This is a genomic window from Bacillus niameyensis, from assembly GCF_001375535.1.
GTDB lineage: Bacteria > Bacillota > Bacilli > Bacillales > Bacillaceae_C > Lederbergia > Lederbergia niameyensis.
The window spans coordinates 4,498,432-4,517,379 of the sequence record NZ_LN831197.1 but is presented as its reverse complement, the minus strand read 5'-3'; the positions used below and the strand labels follow the sequence as shown (position 1 = coordinate 4,517,379).

At 39.0% G+C, this 18,948-nt stretch carries 16 protein-coding genes; 8 read left to right on the top strand and 8 right to left on the bottom strand.

Going from position 1 to position 18,948, the window contains the following annotated elements; genetic code table 11:
- Together BN1243_RS20750 and BN1243_RS20745 are read right to left on the bottom strand one after the other, a co-directional pair.
- Nucleotides 1-861: a gamma-glutamylcyclotransferase family protein gene (locus tag BN1243_RS20750; RefSeq protein WP_062110039.1), complete on the bottom strand. Its 861-nt coding sequence runs from the start codon at nt 859-861 to the stop codon at nt 1-3.
- A gap of 376 nt (nt 862-1,237) precedes the next feature.
- Nucleotides 1,238-1,687, bottom strand: coding sequence for a hypothetical protein (locus tag BN1243_RS20745; protein ID WP_062110037.1), 450 nt, complete (start codon nt 1,685-1,687; stop codon nt 1,238-1,240).
- 519 nt (nt 1,688-2,206) lie between these two features.
- Here BN1243_RS20745 and BN1243_RS20740 point away from each other — a divergent pair.
- Nucleotides 2,207-4,126 (top strand): 3'-5' exonuclease, encoded by a 1,920-nt coding sequence (locus BN1243_RS20740; RefSeq protein WP_062110036.1) that lies wholly within the window; start codon nt 2,207-2,209, stop codon nt 4,124-4,126.
- Nucleotides 4,127-4,259: 133 nt separating this feature from the next.
- Here the strand turns inward: BN1243_RS20740 and BN1243_RS20735 are convergent, their stop codons facing one another.
- Nucleotides 4,260-4,493: a hypothetical protein gene (locus tag BN1243_RS20735; RefSeq protein ID WP_062110034.1), complete on the bottom strand. Its 234-nt coding sequence runs from the start codon at nt 4,491-4,493 to the stop codon at nt 4,260-4,262.
- Nucleotides 4,494-4,645: 152 nt separating this feature from the next.
- Between BN1243_RS20735 and BN1243_RS22250 the strand changes: the two genes are divergently transcribed.
- Complete coding sequence (locus BN1243_RS22250; protein WP_154669916.1) at nt 4,646-4,795, top strand: hypothetical protein; 150 nt, start codon at nt 4,646-4,648, stop codon at nt 4,793-4,795.
- An 84-nt stretch (nt 4,796-4,879) separates the two neighbouring features.
- On the opposite strand, the gene BN1243_RS20730 is transcribed toward BN1243_RS22250, so the two are convergent.
- Nucleotides 4,880-5,953 carry an acyltransferase domain-containing protein gene (locus BN1243_RS20730; RefSeq protein ID WP_062110033.1) on the bottom strand — a complete coding sequence of 358 codons (1,074 nt, stop codon included), beginning with the start codon at nt 5,951-5,953 and terminating at the stop codon, nt 4,880-4,882.
- 182 nt (nt 5,954-6,135) lie between these two features.
- Here BN1243_RS20730 and BN1243_RS20725 point away from each other — a divergent pair, with 182 nt between their 5' ends.
- From BN1243_RS20725 to BN1243_RS20715, 3 genes are all read left to right on the top strand, one after another.
- On the top strand, nt 6,136-7,092 hold the full coding sequence (locus tag BN1243_RS20725) for a helix-turn-helix transcriptional regulator (protein WP_062110031.1): 957 nt from the start codon (nt 6,136-6,138) through the stop codon (nt 7,090-7,092).
- A 160-nt stretch (nt 7,093-7,252) separates the two neighbouring features.
- Nucleotides 7,253-9,127: a hypothetical protein gene (locus BN1243_RS20720; protein ID WP_230200282.1), complete on the top strand. Its 1,875-nt coding sequence runs from the start codon at nt 7,253-7,255 to the stop codon at nt 9,125-9,127.
- Between the two features lie 79 nt (nt 9,128-9,206).
- Nucleotides 9,207-10,556, top strand: a complete 1,350-nt coding sequence (locus BN1243_RS20715; RefSeq protein ID WP_062110028.1) for an ABC transporter substrate-binding protein — start codon at nt 9,207-9,209, stop codon at nt 10,554-10,556.
- 53 nt (nt 10,557-10,609) lie between these two features.
- Here BN1243_RS20715 and BN1243_RS20710 read toward each other — a convergent pair whose 3' ends face one another.
- Nucleotides 10,610-11,746 (bottom strand): plasmid pRiA4b ORF-3 family protein, encoded by a 1,137-nt coding sequence (locus BN1243_RS20710; protein ID WP_062110026.1) that lies wholly within the window; start codon nt 11,744-11,746, stop codon nt 10,610-10,612.
- A 387-nt stretch (nt 11,747-12,133) separates the two neighbouring features.
- Between BN1243_RS20710 and BN1243_RS20705 the strand changes: the two genes are divergently transcribed.
- Entirely contained in the window at nt 12,134-12,361 is a 228-nt protein-coding gene (locus BN1243_RS20705; RefSeq protein ID WP_154669915.1) for a hypothetical protein, read from the top strand.
- 250 nt (nt 12,362-12,611) lie between these two features.
- Nucleotides 12,612-13,502, top strand: a complete 891-nt coding sequence (locus tag BN1243_RS20700; protein WP_062110023.1) for an AraC family transcriptional regulator — start codon at nt 12,612-12,614, stop codon at nt 13,500-13,502.
- A 135-nt stretch (nt 13,503-13,637) separates the two neighbouring features.
- On the opposite strand, the gene BN1243_RS20695 is transcribed toward BN1243_RS20700, so the two are convergent.
- Nucleotides 13,638-16,103, bottom strand: coding sequence for a glycoside hydrolase family 38 N-terminal domain-containing protein (locus BN1243_RS20695; protein ID WP_230200281.1), 2,466 nt, complete (start codon nt 16,101-16,103; stop codon nt 13,638-13,640).
- Between the two features lie 360 nt (nt 16,104-16,463).
- Here BN1243_RS20695 and BN1243_RS20690 point away from each other — a divergent pair, with 360 nt between their 5' ends.
- Nucleotides 16,464-18,392: an ATP-dependent DNA helicase gene (locus tag BN1243_RS20690; protein ID WP_062110021.1), complete on the top strand. Its 1,929-nt coding sequence runs from the start codon at nt 16,464-16,466 to the stop codon at nt 18,390-18,392.
- A 54-nt stretch (nt 18,393-18,446) separates the two neighbouring features.
- Here the strand turns inward: BN1243_RS20690 and BN1243_RS20685 are convergent, their stop codons facing one another.
- A complete protein-coding gene (locus BN1243_RS20685) occupies nt 18,447-18,725 on the bottom strand; it encodes a GNAT family N-acetyltransferase (protein WP_084782172.1) in 279 nt (92 codons plus the stop codon).
- A complete protein-coding gene (locus BN1243_RS20680; RefSeq protein WP_062110019.1) occupies nt 18,683-18,943 on the bottom strand; it encodes a hypothetical protein in 261 nt (86 codons plus the stop codon). The genes BN1243_RS20685 and BN1243_RS20680 overlap by 43 nt, the downstream gene beginning before the upstream one ends.
- Nucleotides 18,944-18,948: the final 5 nt, after the last annotated feature.

The window sequence follows — 18,948 nt, the reverse complement described above, 5'->3', positions numbered from 1 at the left end:
TTACATACCTCCCGATTTTTGTTCTTTTAATGTGGCCATATGGTTAGCTATTTTCGAAATATATTCATCTGATAAAAATCCAGTGGCACCGCGAAGGATTTCTTGTTCATATTTAGCAGGCGGAGCTGTTTCCGGCTCTTTGTTCACAACCACAAACGTTAATGCCTGCACCCGTTCTCCAATCAGGTCGATTGTGATGAAGGTTGGGCGGTATGTGTCTGGTGCGCCTTCGCGGCCATAAAGGTAATCCTCTAAAGCATTCACAGGAATTTCATACACTTTCCCTTCTACTCTGCCACCTTCTTCAACGATATCAGCACGTCCTCCATCCCTTGCTTTACGGGTAAAACGCAACATATAATTCAATAGCACGCCAACTCCGCACAGTTTTTGGAAATAATGCTCGACCCTTGCCTTCTTAAAGCGGTGATCATCCATACAACTGCCATAGGCAAAATAATGAACGGAATTCATTTTGTTTGCTTCAAGTTTGTGCACTTTCCAGTCACCGTTTGGAATCTTGGTTGCCAATAAGTCGTCTTGATTGGCGATATACATGATGGCATTCACTTCACCTTGATCGGTATATACGATTTGTTCGATTCTTTCATATAAATTATTTTCTCCATTAACTGAATAACCTTCTAATTGATCAATTGTTGTTAGTTCACTTTCCGTTATGGCGTAGAGTTCACCATACACTCGTGAGTTGTAAGCCTGCTTTAAGGCGGGATAACCATAGCCCGTGTCATACAACGCACCATTTGTCCAACACTGCTCCGCTACGCGTGCAGCATTTTTCAACAAGTGACTATTCCTTTCACCTTGTCGCAATGTACCATAAACAAAAATATTAATCATTTTGCATCACTCCTTATTTTTTATATTCACAGATTAATATAAAAAGGTTGGGACTGCCCCAACCTTTCATGATCTATTCGTTTATAATTCCTTGATAATCTTTGTTTCGATTTCAGAGGTCCAGCGATATTCACTGCCACGCTTTGTTGTAATGAAATTCTGATGTTCTTCTGAAAAGCATTTTTACAGCTTTGTTCTAATATAGAAGATAATCGGCCTGATTGGCTCTTAGGATGGTTGTAAAAGTGGAAAATGTAAATAGGAATTAGAGACCCTATTTCTGTAAAACTTTGAAGAAAGGCTACAACAAAAGTAGATACTACTATTTTTCCTGAATTAATGTTTCTTTTATGAAAATCATCTGGTCCACCCCCTACTATGCTACAGGAGGAAATTTGTTATCAAATCCTCTAGCCTGGATCTCATGAAATAAATATTGCTCTCTTAATTCCCTTTCCGAAAGTAACATATAAATTTGGTTTTCATATATCTTCTTACTTTTATGAAAAGGAATTAAAACAGACCTTGCATACTTCTCAATTAAAAAAAATTGGTTAGTATTAAGGTTTTGATTAATCCGCATATGTTCGATGTACCCTAAAATATGAGGGCTTTTAAGACGTAACACTGGGGAATTCCATATTTTATTAAGCATAGCCAAATCACGATTCTTCACAGCATATAGTTTTCCTTTTTTGGACATATCTTTATGAAATGAAAATTGGTTAATTTGTTTTTCCGTAAGTCCCGTATGTTTTTTAATTGTTTCAAATTCTGGGTCAGAAAGTAAGCTTACCAAATCAAAACGAAATTGGTTCTGTTTCAAGATGCCAACATTGTGAACAAACGAATTGCATATGGTATCGTATATAATTTCATCTTTATTTTGAGCATTAACAATTTCGGCTTTTACAATTCTCCCCCCACGTGATTTATGCAGCGCTACTTCCTTAAAATGACTTGTATAATATAGCTCTTTTTCAAACTTATATAGTTTAAGTATCGGAATTGATAAAAATATATTTCTTAACCCTCTTAAGGAATTATTAGATGGCAGATGTTCTTTATTTTTTGTAATAATGTGTATTTTTCCATTGGAACTGTTGTTAAAAGCCCGTTGTCCAAAGTTATCCCCTCCTCACTCTAACATATGAATCAGGAGGATTGTCCTATGTAAATTTATTAATTATGGTATAAACCCCGTTTCCAACACAAATGATGATCTTTCTTATTGATTGCATCTGTTTGCTATACCTGCCCCCTGCCTAGGTACGTCACCCTCAACTAGACCAAATCTCCTATTGTAGTATAATATAGAAAAATGACAATTTTTGGAGTGCTCATAATGGCCTATACTGTACCTGAAACCATCCGTTCCAGTGCTACTGCTGGTGAGAGGTTGCTTTTTCGAACGTTAAAAAACTACCTTCCTGACGATTATATCGTGTATTATGAACCCGAAATTCATGGTAGACGCCCTGATTTTGTTATAGTTGGTCCAGATATTGGGTTAATTGTTCTAGAGGTAAAGGATTATACAAAAAATACTCTTTTTCAATTGAATCAAGATGAGTGGTCATTACTTACTTCAAATGGTGAACAGACAAAAACAAAGAGTCCTGTGAAACAGGCGAGAGACAATATGTTTCATATAGTGGATGTACTTAAGAAGGATCGAAACCTTGTACAACTAGAAGGTAAATACCAATTTCAACTTAAATTTCCATGTGGTTTTGGTTCTGTTTTCACAAGACTTTACCAGAAAGATTTCATCGAGCTTGGTCTGTATGCTGTTGTGGAACCTTCGCTTTCTTTTACAAGGGATGAAATTGATCCAGAGCATGAATCATTTTCGGAAGAAAACTTCTTTGAAAAGCTGTCAAATATGTTTATTATTCCTTTTCGTCTTAAAGACCCGTTAACAAAGGAAGAAATTGACAATATACGCTACCACCTCTTTCCAGAAGTTCGAATTAGTGCTGAATTTAAGCAACCTGTTCCATACCAAGATCAGCTCTTATTGTCTCTTCATGATGTGAAAGCAATGGACTTGCATCAAGAAAACTTAGCGAAACAAATTGGTGATAAGAATCGCTTAATTCGCGGAGTAGCCGGGAGTGGAAAAACCTTAATTTTAGCAAGTCGAGCGAAGTTGTTAGCTAGGGAGCATCCTGATTGGAAAATTTTGATCCTTTGTTACAACATTTCCCTCGCGCGCTCAATTGAGCAAATGGTTGCCCATATGATGAAGGAGCCAGATAGCTTGTTTGACTTCAATTTTACGAATGATGTTGCTCCGAATGAACGTGAAAACCATAATATCCAAGTGTATAATTTTCATGCTTGGCTGAAAAATGAACTGCTTATTTCAGAAAATGTAATACCAAATATGATTAAGAAACTTGAAAATGGAGAAGCTATTTTGCCTATGTATGACGCGATCTTGATTGATGAAGGGCAGGATTTTGATTCAGAATGGTTCATGCTTGTAAGCCATCTGCTCAATCCGGAAACAAAGTCACTATTGCTTGTTGAAGATCGAGCACAGTCCATTTATAAAAGAAAAAGAAGTTATGCGCAAGATACTGGTCTAGACTTTAGAGGCCGATCGAAAATTTTGAGCATTAATTACCGAAACACGGCCCAAATCGTCAAGTTTGCCTGGGATTTCTATCAAAAGCACTCTTCCTTGAAAAATAAAGTGATTACGAAAGACTTTGAAGGTGAAATCATCGCTCCACAAAGTACGCGAAGAAACGGAGTTCTACCAGCTCTTGTGCGAACAGATAATTTTTTCAAAGAAGCGGCTCTTGTCGCAAAACAAATTCGTAAATTACATGAAGAACATAAAGTTCCGTTAGCAGAAATCCTCATTTTATATCGAGTAAAGCGAACGTATAATATGGATTATATAGCGGTTTTACAAAAAGCATTACAAAAGGAGGGTCTTCCTTTATATTGGCTTACAAAAAGCAGCGACACAAAGCGAAGTTTTGATAAAGAGGATGAATCCGTGAAAATTAGCACGATCGATAGCAGCAAGGGCCTGGACTTCCAAGCTGTTTTCATCGTCAATATCGACAACATGCCTTTTGCGCTTGAGGAAGATAAAGAAAGAGAAGCCTCGTTACTCTATATCGGGATGACCCGGGCGAAAGAATTTCTCTGTCTAACTTATTCGGGGGATTCTGAATACACCCAGTACTTCGATGGATTGATAAAAGAGGCGAATAATCAGAAATTGAAGGCTGATAAGAGCGGATAAGTAAATTGATTAAATAGGTACCAGGTTACTGGAAAGGTCTGCAATGCTTCCCAGGAACCTGGTTTTATCTCTATTATGAAACTCTTGCCTATCTTGCAACTAATACCCCATGCCTACCTCCATTGATGATTCCTTACTTTTCCTCTTCTGTTTCTTGTTGATCATTATAATATTGGACACTTGTCATCGCACCTTCATCAACCATTTTCGCATCCTCTATCTCATCAGGTTTGGCTAGACCTTTCAGATAAGATTCATTAAACCAATTAAATTTATTTTTTATCAAATCCCGATTATCACTGTTTGCTAAATATGCTACTCCAGCGACCGCGCCAGCAACCCCTACTATTTTCCAAACTTTTCCCACGTAATATTCAACTTCCCTTCCATTATGTTGTTAAGTAAAGCCTGTAAAAAATGAACCAGAACTTCTATAAGGACAGAGCATTCTCTACAGGTAAAACGAACTTCATGCATTTGCATCCTCATTTAACAAACCTTTTTACAGGATATGCTTGAATGGGCAAAATGCCATTAACAACTTTTTTGGAATTGGCAGTCCATATCATTTTCAATTCTAAGAATGGTGTCGGATTTGTTTGGGTGTCTAGCACTCAGCTTTTAATTTCTCCAGAAATAATTTTACCTAAATTCCACCACCAAAAGTAAACGCACGTTTATGATGACAGCGGCCGTGATGTGTTTGGACCAGGAGGGACGGAAAGTTCTTCTGGCTTCTTTCATTGCCATCCCTCACCACAGTATAAATCCAGCCCCTCCACGAACGCTGTTTCCATCCGCTACATAATCTAGCAATGCTCGGCGGAGTGATGTATCATGCGGTGCATTTGATAGATCGTCCAGCTTCATTCCGAATACCCGTTCAAACATTTGTGTATCATCAGGTAGAAGCGTGGTGCAGTAGTAATCGCTTTGGAATTTTACTATATTAGATGACTCGGGTAAAATTTGGCGCAACTGTGGACTGAGCAGCCAAGACGTACAAGTGAATGCTTTGATGTTTTGGTCAGGTAAATAGGTTGCAGCAAATTCTTTCGCTTGGCGATAAGAGTCCTTACACAGTTCATATGTCATTTTGCTGCCTTCGGGAATATGTACTTCTAGGATCCGATCCCCTTCCTCCAAAACAAGCTCCCACTCCTTCATAGAAAGCTCCATTGGTTCACGGTCAACGGTACCATTTGGAGTAATCTTATTCCCTTTGACCACGTCACCATCATGCTCAAGGATTGATGTCCATTTATGATCATCTTCTTTTTGACCGTTCGCACTAAATTTCACACCATCATCCGAAAGGGCAACAACAGATCCATTGGCACGGTTACGAAATACCTTAACTTTTTCGTTGTATGAATTGGGCAAAAATTGCAAGCGCCCCAATCTGAATATTCCACCTCGAAAATGCCACACCAACCATCCTAATTCACTCAACCCCCAAACACCGTATTTTTGACGATGATGGTTCATCCAGATTTCCAAATCTGACAACGTATCCTTCAAGATGTGGAGGGGAATGCCTCTTGAATTATATTTATCTATAAGAGATGGCAATCCCGAAGCGTACACCACCGCCGCAAACATACCTTCTTCTGGCCCCATTCCTAGTAATCGGGCATTCATTTCCTGTACACTCTCATCGGAATCATATAAACGACGGTGTAATTCCCATGCCAATCGCTGCAACTCAGGGCTGCGATTGATTCTATCTATTTCCAGATGGAAAGCTTCAATAATCGGCTCAGACAATCCGAAAAATTCATTTGCGTAGTCCCAATAGTCTTGATCCAAAAAATCCATCTCCAGCATCCTTCATCTCCTTTTATTATGAGTAAAACCCTCTATACAAGTATACCAGGGAACCAGTGGGGACGGTTCTCCTAGTGTTATTTTTAAAAATGTTTCCACAATTATCCATATGAACCGCCCTACTTGTCAAAAGCAGGCATCTCCTCGCCAAATAAAGAATATTTACTATTGGGGGGATGTATATGAATTCAGAACACGATTACGAATCAATAAATTTCCATTTTGATAATAATTATTTTAACAATCCGCAATTGTTTAATTCTATCAAGCTGTATCAGATTGGCGACATAAGTTGTAAGGGCGGATATGTCATTGGGACCCATGAACAACTATGCTATGAATTAAGTTATATTGTCTCGGGGAGTGGCTATTTTTCTATTAATCATACGGAGTTCTCCGTCCAAGAAGGAGATATTGTGCTCAATGTTCCAAAGCAGTTGCATAGTTGTCGAGCAGATATGGAAGAGCCTTTTCGTTTTTATTATTTTGGTTTTCAATTTGCCGATGGTTTAGACAATGACTATTCCCTGGCTCCGATTCGAAAAATGTTTGATCAGGCGGTGGATCCTGTTGTCCCAAATAAGATCGGGATTGATGCTCCCTTTGTTCGGATTTTCAACGAGTTGATTAACCTTGATCGCTATTCTACCTATATGATGGAGATGTATCTTAGACAAATTGTCATCTTAGCCTACCGTAGTTTTTCTGACAATTGGACCGCTACCTATACACCAAGTAGGAAATTGAACGAAAGAAAGGAAATTGTTTACAAAGTAATTAATTACATCGATAATCATCTTTTTCAATTGACCGATTTAACGGAGATTGCCGATGAATTACATTATAGCTATCCTCACCTATCACGAATCTTTGCGAAAGAAGTTGGGCTTACCATTAAAGACTACTACAATCGAAAGAGGTTCGAAAAAGCCGTTGAATGGCTGAAGAATGGTGAAATGAATGTCACTCAAGTTGCGAAACAGCTTCAGTATCACTCGATTCATACCTTTAGTCGAGCCTTTCGTCAACACCTCGGAGTATCACCAACCGAGTACCAAACGTTATTAATAAACGCAAAAAAAGATCAATATGATATCAAAAAATGCCAACGAAATATTCCTAATATTTTGTTAAAATAAACTCATCCTTAGTTGATTGGGGGGTTTTCAAAGCTAAGCACTATGTTCAGGTAAATGAGAATCTAAATCTAGTGAACATTGGAGGCTGTTACAAATCAACATTGACAAACAATATCCACTAACCGTGATTACAGATGTGGAAAGCGATCTGTTATCGCTCATGAAACAAACAGACAGCAAACTGCTGGTCGTGCGTCCAGACGATGCTTCTACTCTGAACTTTGATAAGATCGGAGCCATTGCCATTCTTGGTGGAGGTGGTCCAAAACCATTATTACTACTACCTCCCCTGCGAAAAAAAATTGAAGCTGAGATTCTAAAGGGTAAACGTGTATTTACTGAATTTGTTAGAAGTATTGGAGATGTCTATTTTGAAAGTCCTACTGTGACCCGCTTTTCAAGGTTGGCGGTTGTCCAGGATGGTTGGCTTCCCAATGAGTCAAAGGGTGCGTTAATCGACGATCAGTATGGAGAAAGAATTCGGCCACATATTTACATGTGTTCTCAAGAAAAGCCACTCTTATCTTTTATTACTACTCATAGTCATGACCGTATACGTGACAGTGAATTAGATTGGGAAGTGGTTAACAAGGAAAGGGCCTTATGGTTTGAAAAAGAAGGACAGCTTTTAATTTGTGCATTTCGACTAGCTAATTTTTATCGTGCCCGCCATGCTCCGAAGAGTCGGATTAAAAAGGTTATTTCCTTTGTGCTCCAGTGGTTATATGGTACGGAAATTGAAATCGGGGAATTCCCTGAATATTACCGTACTGGTTCAAATAGTCGTGATGGGATGGCTGCTGCAGAATATCAAGAGATCGAGAAGTCAGTCGAACGTTCGCTGCTTTGGGTAAAAAGATCAGGAGTGCTTAGAGATGATGGTCATGCAGGTGCGTTAGAAGGATTAGGAACAGAAATTAATTATCAGGGGCATCAAGAGCTGAGAGAAATCCGGCGAGCCGACTGCATTGGAGAACTATCCTTTTCCTATTGGCTGCATTCTTTAAAAACGGGCATCCAAAATAGCAGGAAGATTTCCAATAACTTGATAAATTATGTTCTCGATCATTATATTCATCATGATGATGGTCCCTTACAGGGCATGTTTCGTTGGACCGATGAAGCGTGGGGCGTCTGTTATCAAGATGATGCTGCCCGGGCACTCCTCCCTCAACTTTTTCGAAACTTTTATGAGGAAACTACAGAACGATTGGATGAATGTTTAAGTGTTCTTGATTTTCTTGTTCGGACTACGGGTACAGATGGCACGAGAGTATTTCGTACAGATAACATCCATCTCAGTTCGAATATGCTGCATAAACTGCAGAATACTCCTGGGAATTTACCAAGTGCTCATTATAATGCCTTTTATTATGCCGCCCTTTGTATAGCTTTTAGGTTGACGGGACGAAATAAGTATCGTGATACGGCTGTGGCAGGGTTGACGACAATTATGACACATTATCCGGAAACAAAACGGGAGCAAAGCCAAACACAAGAACTATGTCGGCTAATTCTTCCATTAAGTTGGCTCTACGAAGTTACTGGAGTAAAAGAACATTTGAACTGGTTATATAAAGTAGCCCATGATTTGCAGCAATATTATCATCCCAGTGGAGCGTATCTTGAGTGGGATGATGGCTATCAAGCGTCCATGCGTCATAGCCCTGGATCCGGCGAAAGTTCGTTATTAAGTACAAATGGTGATCCGGTCGCTGATCTTCTTTATTCGAACAACTGGTTGCCAATCGGTTGGATTCAAGCCTATTTCATTACTGGGGATGAATGGTTTAAAAAACTATGGGAGGATACTGTACGCTTTATGGTTAATGCCCAGATCGAAAGTGAGGATATTCAAATTGACGGAGCATGGGCTCGTGCCTTTGATGTGGAAAAAATGGAGGTGTTCGGTTCCCCTGCTGATGTCGGATGGGGTCCCTGGTCTATCGAATCCGGTTGGACAGTAGGAGAAATTACTTCTGGTTTGCTTATGGGATTATTGGAATCTACTTTTCTTCCGAAGCACAAAAATTAAGCTAAGTTCACAGTCATTTTTTAAATAGAGGGACTTAAGAGATCAAAGAAGGTATTTTCTAAATACGGGGGGATCAGAGATGAATTGGAAAGCCAAACAGCGATATGGAACATTTTTCATGTTTTTGTTTATATGCTTATCTCTAATGGTTGCTTGTACTCAAGAAGGGACGAAACCAGTTGATAAGGTGGAAAATGAAGAACCAGACGATACTGAAGTGGAACAGGAACTCGTTACTATTCAAATCGGCTATCCCTTTGGAGAAGAATCCTTTAATAAAAGGTTTGGTCCTATTGACGAGGCGCTGGAACATATTGAATTGGAACACGTAGGATTCGGAAATTCCGTGGAATCATTACAAGAACTATTCGCTTCCAATACACTACCTGACATCTTCTTCGGTTCAATCGAACACTTTGAGGAGGTTGAGATAATTGAGCCGTTAGATGAATTGGCTGAAAAGCATAATTTTGATATATCCAAACTGGAACCCTCACTCGTTGAATTTATTCGCGCACAGGATTCAGAGCGGCGATTGGTAGGGTTTCCCGATGGAACTTCCTATGCAGCAACCTATTATAATAAAGAAATTTTCGATCTGTTTGGTGTACCCTACCTAGATGAAAATAAACAATATACATGGGATGAATTACTGGATATCGCACGGTTAATGACAGGAGAAAGAAATGGTGTCCAGTATGTTGGAATGCAAATTGGTTGGGGGTCAACCCCTACTTGGTGGGAGATTTTACACCCACTCATGCAATTCGCTGTTAATGCTACCGACCCAGAGACAGGCGAGGTCCTACTTACTGAAAAACAAGAGTTCCATCAATACTTTAATATGATGCATGAGCTCTATAGCATTTCAGGTATATATGGAGAACATAGCCATGATCAAAATTTATTTGCACAGCGTCAAGCAGCGATTGGGATTGGAGCAAATGCACAGTTAAATCTTTTTCCTGAAGAGGATCTTGAATATATTAAAGAAAACATTGGCATGTTAACGTACCCAGTCTGGGAAAGCCAGCCAAATATTGGTCCGTTTCTTGGGACGACACCGATAATTATTGCCAACTACAGTGAACATAAAGACGAGGCTTTTGAAGTTTTAATGGAATATGCCTCTCCAGAACAACAAATTCCAATGATTCGAAACTTATCATCAGCAACCATTTTGAATGATCGTTCAGTGTTAGAGCAAGTATTGATCGATGTTGAAACGTATGAAGGTAAAAATAGAGAGGCGTTATTTAAGCTACAACCTGCCATTTACGATGGTCACATCAGTAGATGGGATCGATATGTAGACTATCACAGTGCACTAACGAAACTCGCAACGTCCGATATTGACGTCAATACAGTACTCCGTGAATTAAAAGAGGAAACAGAAATAAAAATTAAGGAAGCAAAGGAACAACAGTAGGACTGGAGACCAGGGGGAACGGTTCCTCTGGTCTCATTCCATTACATGTACAATTAAACATAAGAAAAATACCCACTAATGACATGCTTCAGTCGCTTATTTATCATTTCTTGACTGAGCACTCTACCAATTTGACTTTCGGCCCACATTTTCATGTTCTCATACTCTGGGTGTTCCATATTTGCCATAATTTGCGTAAAGTATTCGAAGCCTCCTTCACCGCCCACATCTTCAGGTGGCCGTTCACCCTCTCCTTCTATGAATACAGCTTGGTAATGTTGGGACTTGACAACTTTTTCAAGGATTAATTTATGTACCCAAGAATCACCAAAATCATATTCATACGTGACTTCTCCATGCTTTGGAAAAACGTCTTTTAGTATGACAAGTCGCTCTTGCCGAACCTCGTATTCATCGAAGTTTAAATAAGCAAGCGTTTCGGGATCGTCATCCATCACAATTTGCAGTGGCTTACTATCTTCTCTTTCTATTATAAACTCATGTAAATGATAATTTTGCCAATCAAACACGATTTGAATAATATGGTGAAGAGAACGAAAAGAAAAAGTGGATGGTACAAGAACCCGCCGCCAAATCTCATGACCTTCAATATCGACCTGAATCTTCAATTGATACATATCGATGTCTAAAACAGGATTATTTTGATAAAACTGCTCACTGAGACAGGTCAATAGTTTTTCAATAGGATAGAACCCTTTGCTCCCCTCAGACAATTGGATCATTCTACCCGTTATGATACTTATATGTTTTTGAATTCGTTCCTCATCATCCAAAAATTGTTCCGAAAATTGAACTTCGCGAACCGTATTATTCATCTTGGCCACCATGCTTTTACTACCGGTTTTGGAATAGGAAATTTCCCCCGCCTTCGCCAAATAAGCGTCAATCACGTCCTCGTGAATACCCTCCATCCGAAAGGCCGTTGCAATCGCTTCGCTTATCAGATCTTCAATTTGCGAAAAATCCTTCTTACTCGGACGATAGATCACAACTGGATACCGTGTTTCATTATTCATTAACACGATCGCCTTCTTCCTCCCAATACTGACAAAATTCCCATGCCACGCCATCAGGCTATTCGGATATTCTTCCGCCCCTTCACTTTCAGCAAATTCATTCCCTTTCAACCAGAACTTATCAAGGAAAGATTTGGTACATTGGATTAACAATTGGATTCACTCCTTCATTGTAAAAGCTAAATTCAAAGTCTACATTTCATACTTATTGACTCTCTTTCATCCAACATATCTTGCCTTCAATGTGAGGTTATCATATACAAAGGTTCAATACTATATTTTTTGATAATAGGATGGTTCTAATTAAAATCTATTTAAAGCAACATTTGTAGGTGGTCGCAGAAGTTCTTACCACCTAGTTACAAAATAAGAATTATTATACAGTAACTCTATTAGTTTCTAAAAACCAATTGCTGGCGATTCACCTTACAATAGTATAGGAAGCAATAACCTAAGTTCTACAGCATTTAAACGTTTACAACTCTATTTCCCTTTAACTATTATTGCTATAATCAAAGTAAAATAAATTTTAGACCAGGGGTGGGTAAAATAGATCTAGATCGCTATTTAGAAATTGAGGAGTATGTGAAAGATTGGATTGAGATATATTCAAATGCAAATGAAATTACATTAACCGATGAAAACATAGACAAAATTGCCACAGATATTACTGACACATTCATAAACATGGGCTATGATAGGATTTCTGAAATTGATGATGATGAGGTAGCTGATTCGGTGGCGAATGCAGTGTCGTACTTTATTTAATCCTGCATAACCTTTTTCTAAAGCACTCACATATTTTAAGTGGTTTTATTTTGTATCTGACAAATTATAACTATTTACATATTCTTATCCACTTTCAGTTATAAAGGCAACAGAAAACAAAAAAATTTACAAGTATCTAATTTTTCTAAAAGAGACGTTAAAACATACTCGAGAATACTAGATCCAATCACTCAGCCTAAACATTCATCATTGGAACGAATCCGAGAGAGCGAAGGAAGGAGAATGGATGATGGAGCGGAGCCAATTATTCGTCGATGGTTCACATTTTTTAAATGAACATGCTACCCAAATCAACGGAACAAATACTTCAATTTTAGTGCATTATTGGGGGGCACAATCTTCACATTATAATAACCTGCCACATCAACACTCATTCTTTGAACTTTGCTATATCGTTGGCGGAAAAGGTCAATATATTGAGCAAGACCAATCATTCCCTTTAATGGGAGGGACGTTGTTTCTTTCAAGACCATATATTCAACATCAAATTGTGAGCAAGGATGGGATCGATATTGTTTTCGTTGCCTTTGAATTAATCGAAAACCAGTCATCCCAGGAATTCAGAGATTTGTTCAACAATCTCAAAAATACAAAAAACTTTTATATGAATCATGCAGAAAATAGCACGGTTGCACACTTATGGACGTCTTTACTAATCATGTCGACCGACTCATACCCAGCATTAAATAATTGGATTCAAGGACTATGTTCTTCCTTTTATGCGAGCGTTCTTGGCCAATTTAACGAGCAACTGAAAAAAAGAGCTCCTTCGAACGAACATAGTTCGTACCCAACCTTGATCCATCAAGCAAAACTATACATCCGCGACAATTTGTCCCAGCAACTTAGACTTGATCACATCGCTAACTATATTCATATTTCCAGCAGACATTTATCGCGTATTTTTAAAGCTGAATTAGGCCAATCCTTTTCCAGTTATGTGAGGGCGGAACGAATTCGAAAAGCGAACTTGCTTCTTTCCGAAACCGATTTATCCATTAAGGAAATCTCAGACATCGTCGGTTTTGACACCGTTCACTATTTTACAAGCGTCTTTACAAAAGAAATGGGAATGGCGCCTGGACAATTCCGACAAAAAATGAAGCAACATCTTGGATAGGTTTGTAGATGCATGGGGGATAGACTTGCTGTGGATGTAGTTTTTCAAGCCGAAGTCGATACAATGCAAAACCCAAGAATGCTAGAATATCAACATTCCTGGGTTTCAAAGTGGACTTTTTAGAAAATCGTTCTTTTATTTCATTCTAAAAGCGAGTAAGCCACTATTAAAACTATGACATTTTTGAATCGCTTTTTGTACGGAATCCATATTTTTATTCCAGTTGACAATAAATCGGAATTCATAAAATCCCCCTAGTGTTGCTTTAAAGTTGGTTTCCCAATAATTGGTTAATACCCATGCATATAAGTGTCGGGCATCTCCCCCATCATGCTGACCATGCACATACCGCTGTCTGTTGGCTAATGGTCCAACTTGGACGAGAGGGGTATCCGGGGTAGCGATCAATACACCACGATTATTGGATAAGTAGGCCAATCCTTCCTGAATACAATAATAATCCAGACAAGTTCCTACTATTTGATCAACACCCGGGCGTACAGCAACACCAGCCTTTTCCACCCAAAGTTCACTAGACATCTGGTTGCTACTAGTGAACGGCATCGAAATATACACGTTTTCCGGATCCCAAACACTATCTTTATGCATCCTTACCGCAACATCCACCCTTGCCGATTCACGATACACTTTTAACAATAATGAAAAATAAGACATCCCTTCAATTTCATACAACAATTCAACAACACCGTAAAGAGGGCCATTTGTAATGTCCTTCACTCCAACGAAGCGGCCAATAGAACGTTTGACGTCAAGCCCCTTACGATTTCTGCCCATTCTTCGTCTAACATCTGCCATTTTGTCTACTTGATGGGCTTTTGTTACTTCATAAACCGGTGAAAAAGCGGGAACCTCATAGTCATCTCTCAATAATTCTTCCCCAGATGTTTTATCAATCCAGGAGATAATTCCCTCGTCGGCTCTCCAGTGAATCTTCACATATTCGGACTCTATCCCATTTTCATTCATTTTTAAATGGACAGGTTTATTCTCTGTCCCTAATGAAATAAGGTCTTCCATGTCATAGACACCATCATGGCCTTTTAAACGATTACTTCTAGCAGTTCGACCGGAATTTTCACTCTCACTATTTCCACGCAACTCTAATATTTTCTCTTCATTAGGTTGCATCTGGAGTAGCACTGAAATTTGATAACCGCGACTCACATTTTCCACTTGGTGCGGCAACACTGAACCACTTTTCTGATCAATAACCGTGAACCCATTTTTAAACAAACCTGGTTCCCACGGATCTAAATAGATAGCAGCGAGATCCTCAACCTCATGATCAAAAGTATTGATCACTTTAAATTGATAAGAGCGGTCAGGCCCAAGCATCACTTCCCCGCGTTTCTGCAAAATATCATCCAATGCTGTATAGATGATCCGATTCGCATTTGCAGCATAAGCCTCTTTTCGAACCGCCAATGTTTGTACCATTGGATGCCAAGGTTCGTAAACGGAAGAATGATAACCCCAAGTATGTTCTGCGTACATCGTTAATTGATGTTCCGCTTCTTCAATCGCCGCCTCTTGCACTATTTTATTTTGCGGATCGAGTTTTTTGACCCGCCTTAATGTTCTCTGGGCATCCCTAAAAACTTGGGTATGCATAGCCGTTGAAGCGACACCATCTGACCACCAATCAGGCCAATCCCCTTTATAAACTAGGATTTCCTGATCCTGTGCTTTGACAACACTGAAAAAGTGATGCAGTGTTGTCATTTCAATTTCCACAAATTCGCCAAAACGCTCATTCCACTTATGAATAAATTCAATGACACTTGTGTTGGGAGAGGCGTTATCACGAAGAAGCCCCATGACATTCACTAAAGCAAAATCGTAAGGATAGTCCTCTTTCTCCAATTGGTGAAGATAACGAATAATCCGTTCCTTAGCAATTTCCCAATGCCGATCTGACGGCCCGTATGGATTGAACTCATCCCGAATCGTATAGGATAAATAAGCTCCCGGAGATAGTCCAAGATCATTCCCTAACATATAATGTTCCCCATTCCAAACGAGCAAGCGGTCCCCCTTCGGAGTTTCCCAATAAAAGGGCCTTTGTTTTCTACCAATGGCATACATTCCGTGATGGGTATGGACACAAGACAATAAATGATCAATTCCAGCATCATACAGTGTTTGCGCATACCCCCAACTATAGCCATTAATATCCGCGGTCATCGCGGAATCAACTTTGATACCGATTGATTTTCCATAATTCACAGCTTTCATGTGATTTTTTCGGAGAATCTCGTAATCTAGCAATTCCGTCATATTCAAGTAACTCCCGGAAAGCTCGATATCTCCTCGTCTTAAGGCCTCATTAAATTCTTGACGTTCCTCAGCAGATGCCTTTTTCAAAAATTGTTCAACAGCCCAAAAGGTTTCACATGTCCATTTAAAACCTTGGATCGTTTTGTCTTTTTTAGTTTGCAGTCTTTTAGAGACAGCAATGGCCTGACGAATAAAATCAACATGGTATTGTTCGATTTTCTCTTGACGCTCGGTATAGCCAATATCCGTATGAGAATGATGAATCGCATACATCTTCCATTTTCTCGTAAGACGTTTATCCACTTCACTACTCCCTTTCCCGCATACTCTTTACCTTACAAAGGCAGCACAACAGACTACCTCACATATCACAAGTTTATGATGAAGGCTGTCCACTGTCTTTACAAAAACTGGCCCTACTTTTGCAAAATGGAGACATGACGGGCGTAGAGGCCACGAGAGCCATTCTTTCGGTCTAAAAACACGAGACATCCAATTTCCATGTAACATACTTTTTAAGCTTCCGATGAGATAAAAGACAAGCGTAAGGTGCCCCAATAAAATCAACACCACACCATTTTTTGAATATTGAAAGGATGAAAATAGCCACATATTCCTTTAAAATGAATCTATCCATGTAAAGAATTATAGAGGAGTTTGTCGATGAAAATTGGAGCAGTTCCATTTAGTATATCAAAGCAAAAAAACTTTTTTGATCGTTTAGGAGAATACGTTGGGGATGTTTTTTACGATATTTTACCCGAGAAGGGGTATGAGTTGCGGGATGAGCAAATTTTTATGGCTTATCAATTGGAGAAGGCTTTCCGAAACAAGAGTACTATTTTTGCAGAGGCTGGGGTAGGTACGGGAAAAACATTCGTCTATTTATTGTTTGCGATTAGTTATGCTCGTTATCTTAGAAAACCAGCGATTATATCCTGTGCCGATGAAACATTGATTGAGCAGTTGGTGAAAAAAGGCGGGGATATTGAAAAACTGGAAGAAGCATTAGGACTGCAAATCGATGTGCGGATGGCCAAAGCAAGAGAGCAGTATGTTTGCGTAAGAAAGTTGGACAGCCTCGCGAATACGACAGATGATAAGGACATTTTACGGGTTCATGATGAAATACCTGACTTTGTTTATGATACAAGTGCAGGTGGAAAAACGTTTCAACGGTATGGAGATCGGAAAGAATATCCATGGGTATCCAACGAATCATGGGAGAAAATCGCTTGGGATCCGTTGCAGCAATGTTCCACATGTGATCTTCGCCACCGCAGCGGACAAACGTTAAATCGGGATTATTATCGCCATGCGACAGATATCATTATTTGTTCCCATGATTTTTATATGGAGCATATTTGGACGAAAGACTCTCGTAAGCGTGAAGGGCAATTGCCGTTATTACCTGAAGCAAGTTGCGTCGTTTTTGACGAAGGCCACTTACTCGAATTTGCGGCTCAAAAGGGATTAACACATCGTTTCCATGCGGAAACATTAACCGATGTATTAACGGGGTACATGAATCAAAACATTCGTGAGGATTCGCTCTACTTAATTGAAGATATCTTAGCATTACATGATGAATGGTTCGATTTGTTAACAGAAAATGCAAAGGCTGTTGAGGGGTCAAATCGTAAAGAGGTAGCATTTTCCGACCACGAGCTTGCGATTGTCAAAACATTATTTGATAAAGTACAAGAGCTATTAGAACAGCTCGTTTTTGATTCAGAACTATTTGCCTTTGGTGATTACTATATTAAAATTATTGAGGAATATTTGGAGTTCTTCTCCTATGGATTATCGATTTTATTAAAAGATGACAAGGCGATCTTTTGGTTAGAAGAAAAGGATCATAACGTTAGCTTGGTGATGATGCCGCGTTTAGTCGAAGATGTTTTGAAAAAAGAAGTTTTCTCACAAAATATTCCATTCATCTTTTCATCAGCTACTTTATCTCATGATGGCGATTTTTCTCATATCGCTCGCAATTTAGGAATAGAACAATTTTTATCATTTTCCGTTGCTTCCCCCTTTGATTATGAACAAAAAATGCAGGTGATTCATCATTTGGATGATGGCTCTACCGATAAGTGGAGGAAAATTCGAGAAAAATTAGTTGCTAACGATGGGAGATCGTTAATTTTATTTTCATCCATTGAAGAAATGCAGCAATTCCGTGCATGGGCTGAAGCGGAAGATATGCCTTTTTCAATTCTGTATGAGGGAGATAAAGAAATTAGCGAAACGGTCAGGCGCTTTCAGACGGATGAATCCACAGTTCTTTGTTCGTATCATTTGTGGGAAGGATTGGATGTTCCCGGTAACGCCTTAACCCAAGTCATTATTTCTTCCCTTCCCTTTCCACCGAAAGATCCTGTCTTTCAAGCTAAACGAAAGCATGCCAAGGATCCGATGAAGGAAATCGATGCCCCTTATATGTTGCTGAGACTTCGCCAAGGGATCGGCCGTTTAATTAGAAATCATAATGATTCGGGGGTCGTTCACATTTGGATGACAGAAAATGAAAAACATCGATACGAACAAGAAATAAAACAAGTTTTACCCGTTGAAACTGTTTGGGAATAAAGTGTAAAATCGGGGGGACAGGCTCTTCAATTCAGGCGCCGTCCCCCGAAATTTCTATAACTTCTTCTCGATATTTTTAATGGAATTCCTAGCGACAATGATACCAGGTGTATAACCTAATCTTCCCCAAAATTTCTCCGCTTCTATATTTCCAAAATTATAATCTAAAAAAAGATCATTAACCCCATTTTCTTTGAAAAACTGAATGATCCGCGCAACAATGGTTTTCCCAATATTATTTTTCCGATGTTCAGGTTCTACCCATAGATAGTGTATGTTTCCTGCAATCTTTATTTTAGGGTCATCATGGTGTTCAAGCATACTAATGCCCATACCAATGACTCATTTGTATTTGGCAGAGAAGCAATATGTATTTTGGCATTTGGATCATTAAAATAGGATTTCAAGCCTTGTAGGAATTTATTTTCATCTTCTTGCACATAGTTAGGTACGGAATTAGCAATATGCTTTTCCAACCTCTTCCTCATCCTTAATACATCTAAAAGATGCTCTTTTTCATTTGCTTCACTAACTATTATATTTTGCTGCATACAAT

Bases quoted from the DNA above. Each gene is read 5' to 3' on its own strand.
- BN1243_RS20690 (WP_062110021.1), top strand. From the start codon at position 16,464: ATGAAAATTGGAGCAGTTCCATTTAGTATATCAAAGCAAAAAAACTTT.
- BN1243_RS20725 (WP_062110031.1), top strand. From the start codon at position 6,136: ATGAATTCAGAACACGATTACGAATCAATAAATTTCCATTTTGATAAT.
- BN1243_RS20685 (WP_084782172.1), bottom strand. From the start codon at position 18,725: ATGGGCATTAGTATGCTTGAACACCATGATGACCCTAAAATAAAGATT.
- BN1243_RS20740 (WP_062110036.1), top strand. From the start codon at position 2,207: ATGGCCTATACTGTACCTGAAACCATCCGTTCCAGTGCTACTGCTGGT.
- BN1243_RS20700 (WP_062110023.1), top strand. From the start codon at position 12,612: ATGGAGCGGAGCCAATTATTCGTCGATGGTTCACATTTTTTAAATGAA.
- BN1243_RS22250 (WP_154669916.1), top strand. From the start codon at position 4,646: ATGGGCAAAATGCCATTAACAACTTTTTTGGAATTGGCAGTCCATATC.
- BN1243_RS20715 (WP_062110028.1), top strand. From the start codon at position 9,207: ATGAATTGGAAAGCCAAACAGCGATATGGAACATTTTTCATGTTTTTG.
- BN1243_RS20720 (WP_230200282.1), top strand. From the start codon at position 7,253: ATGAAACAAACAGACAGCAAACTGCTGGTCGTGCGTCCAGACGATGCT.
- BN1243_RS20750 (WP_062110039.1), bottom strand. From the start codon at position 861: ATGATTAATATTTTTGTTTATGGTACATTGCGACAAGGTGAAAGGAAT.
- BN1243_RS20730 (WP_062110033.1), bottom strand. From the start codon at position 5,953: ATGCTGGAGATGGATTTTTTGGATCAAGACTATTGGGACTACGCAAAT.
- BN1243_RS20680 (WP_062110019.1), bottom strand. From the start codon at position 18,943: ATGCAGCAAAATATAATAGTTAGTGAAGCAAATGAAAAAGAGCATCTT.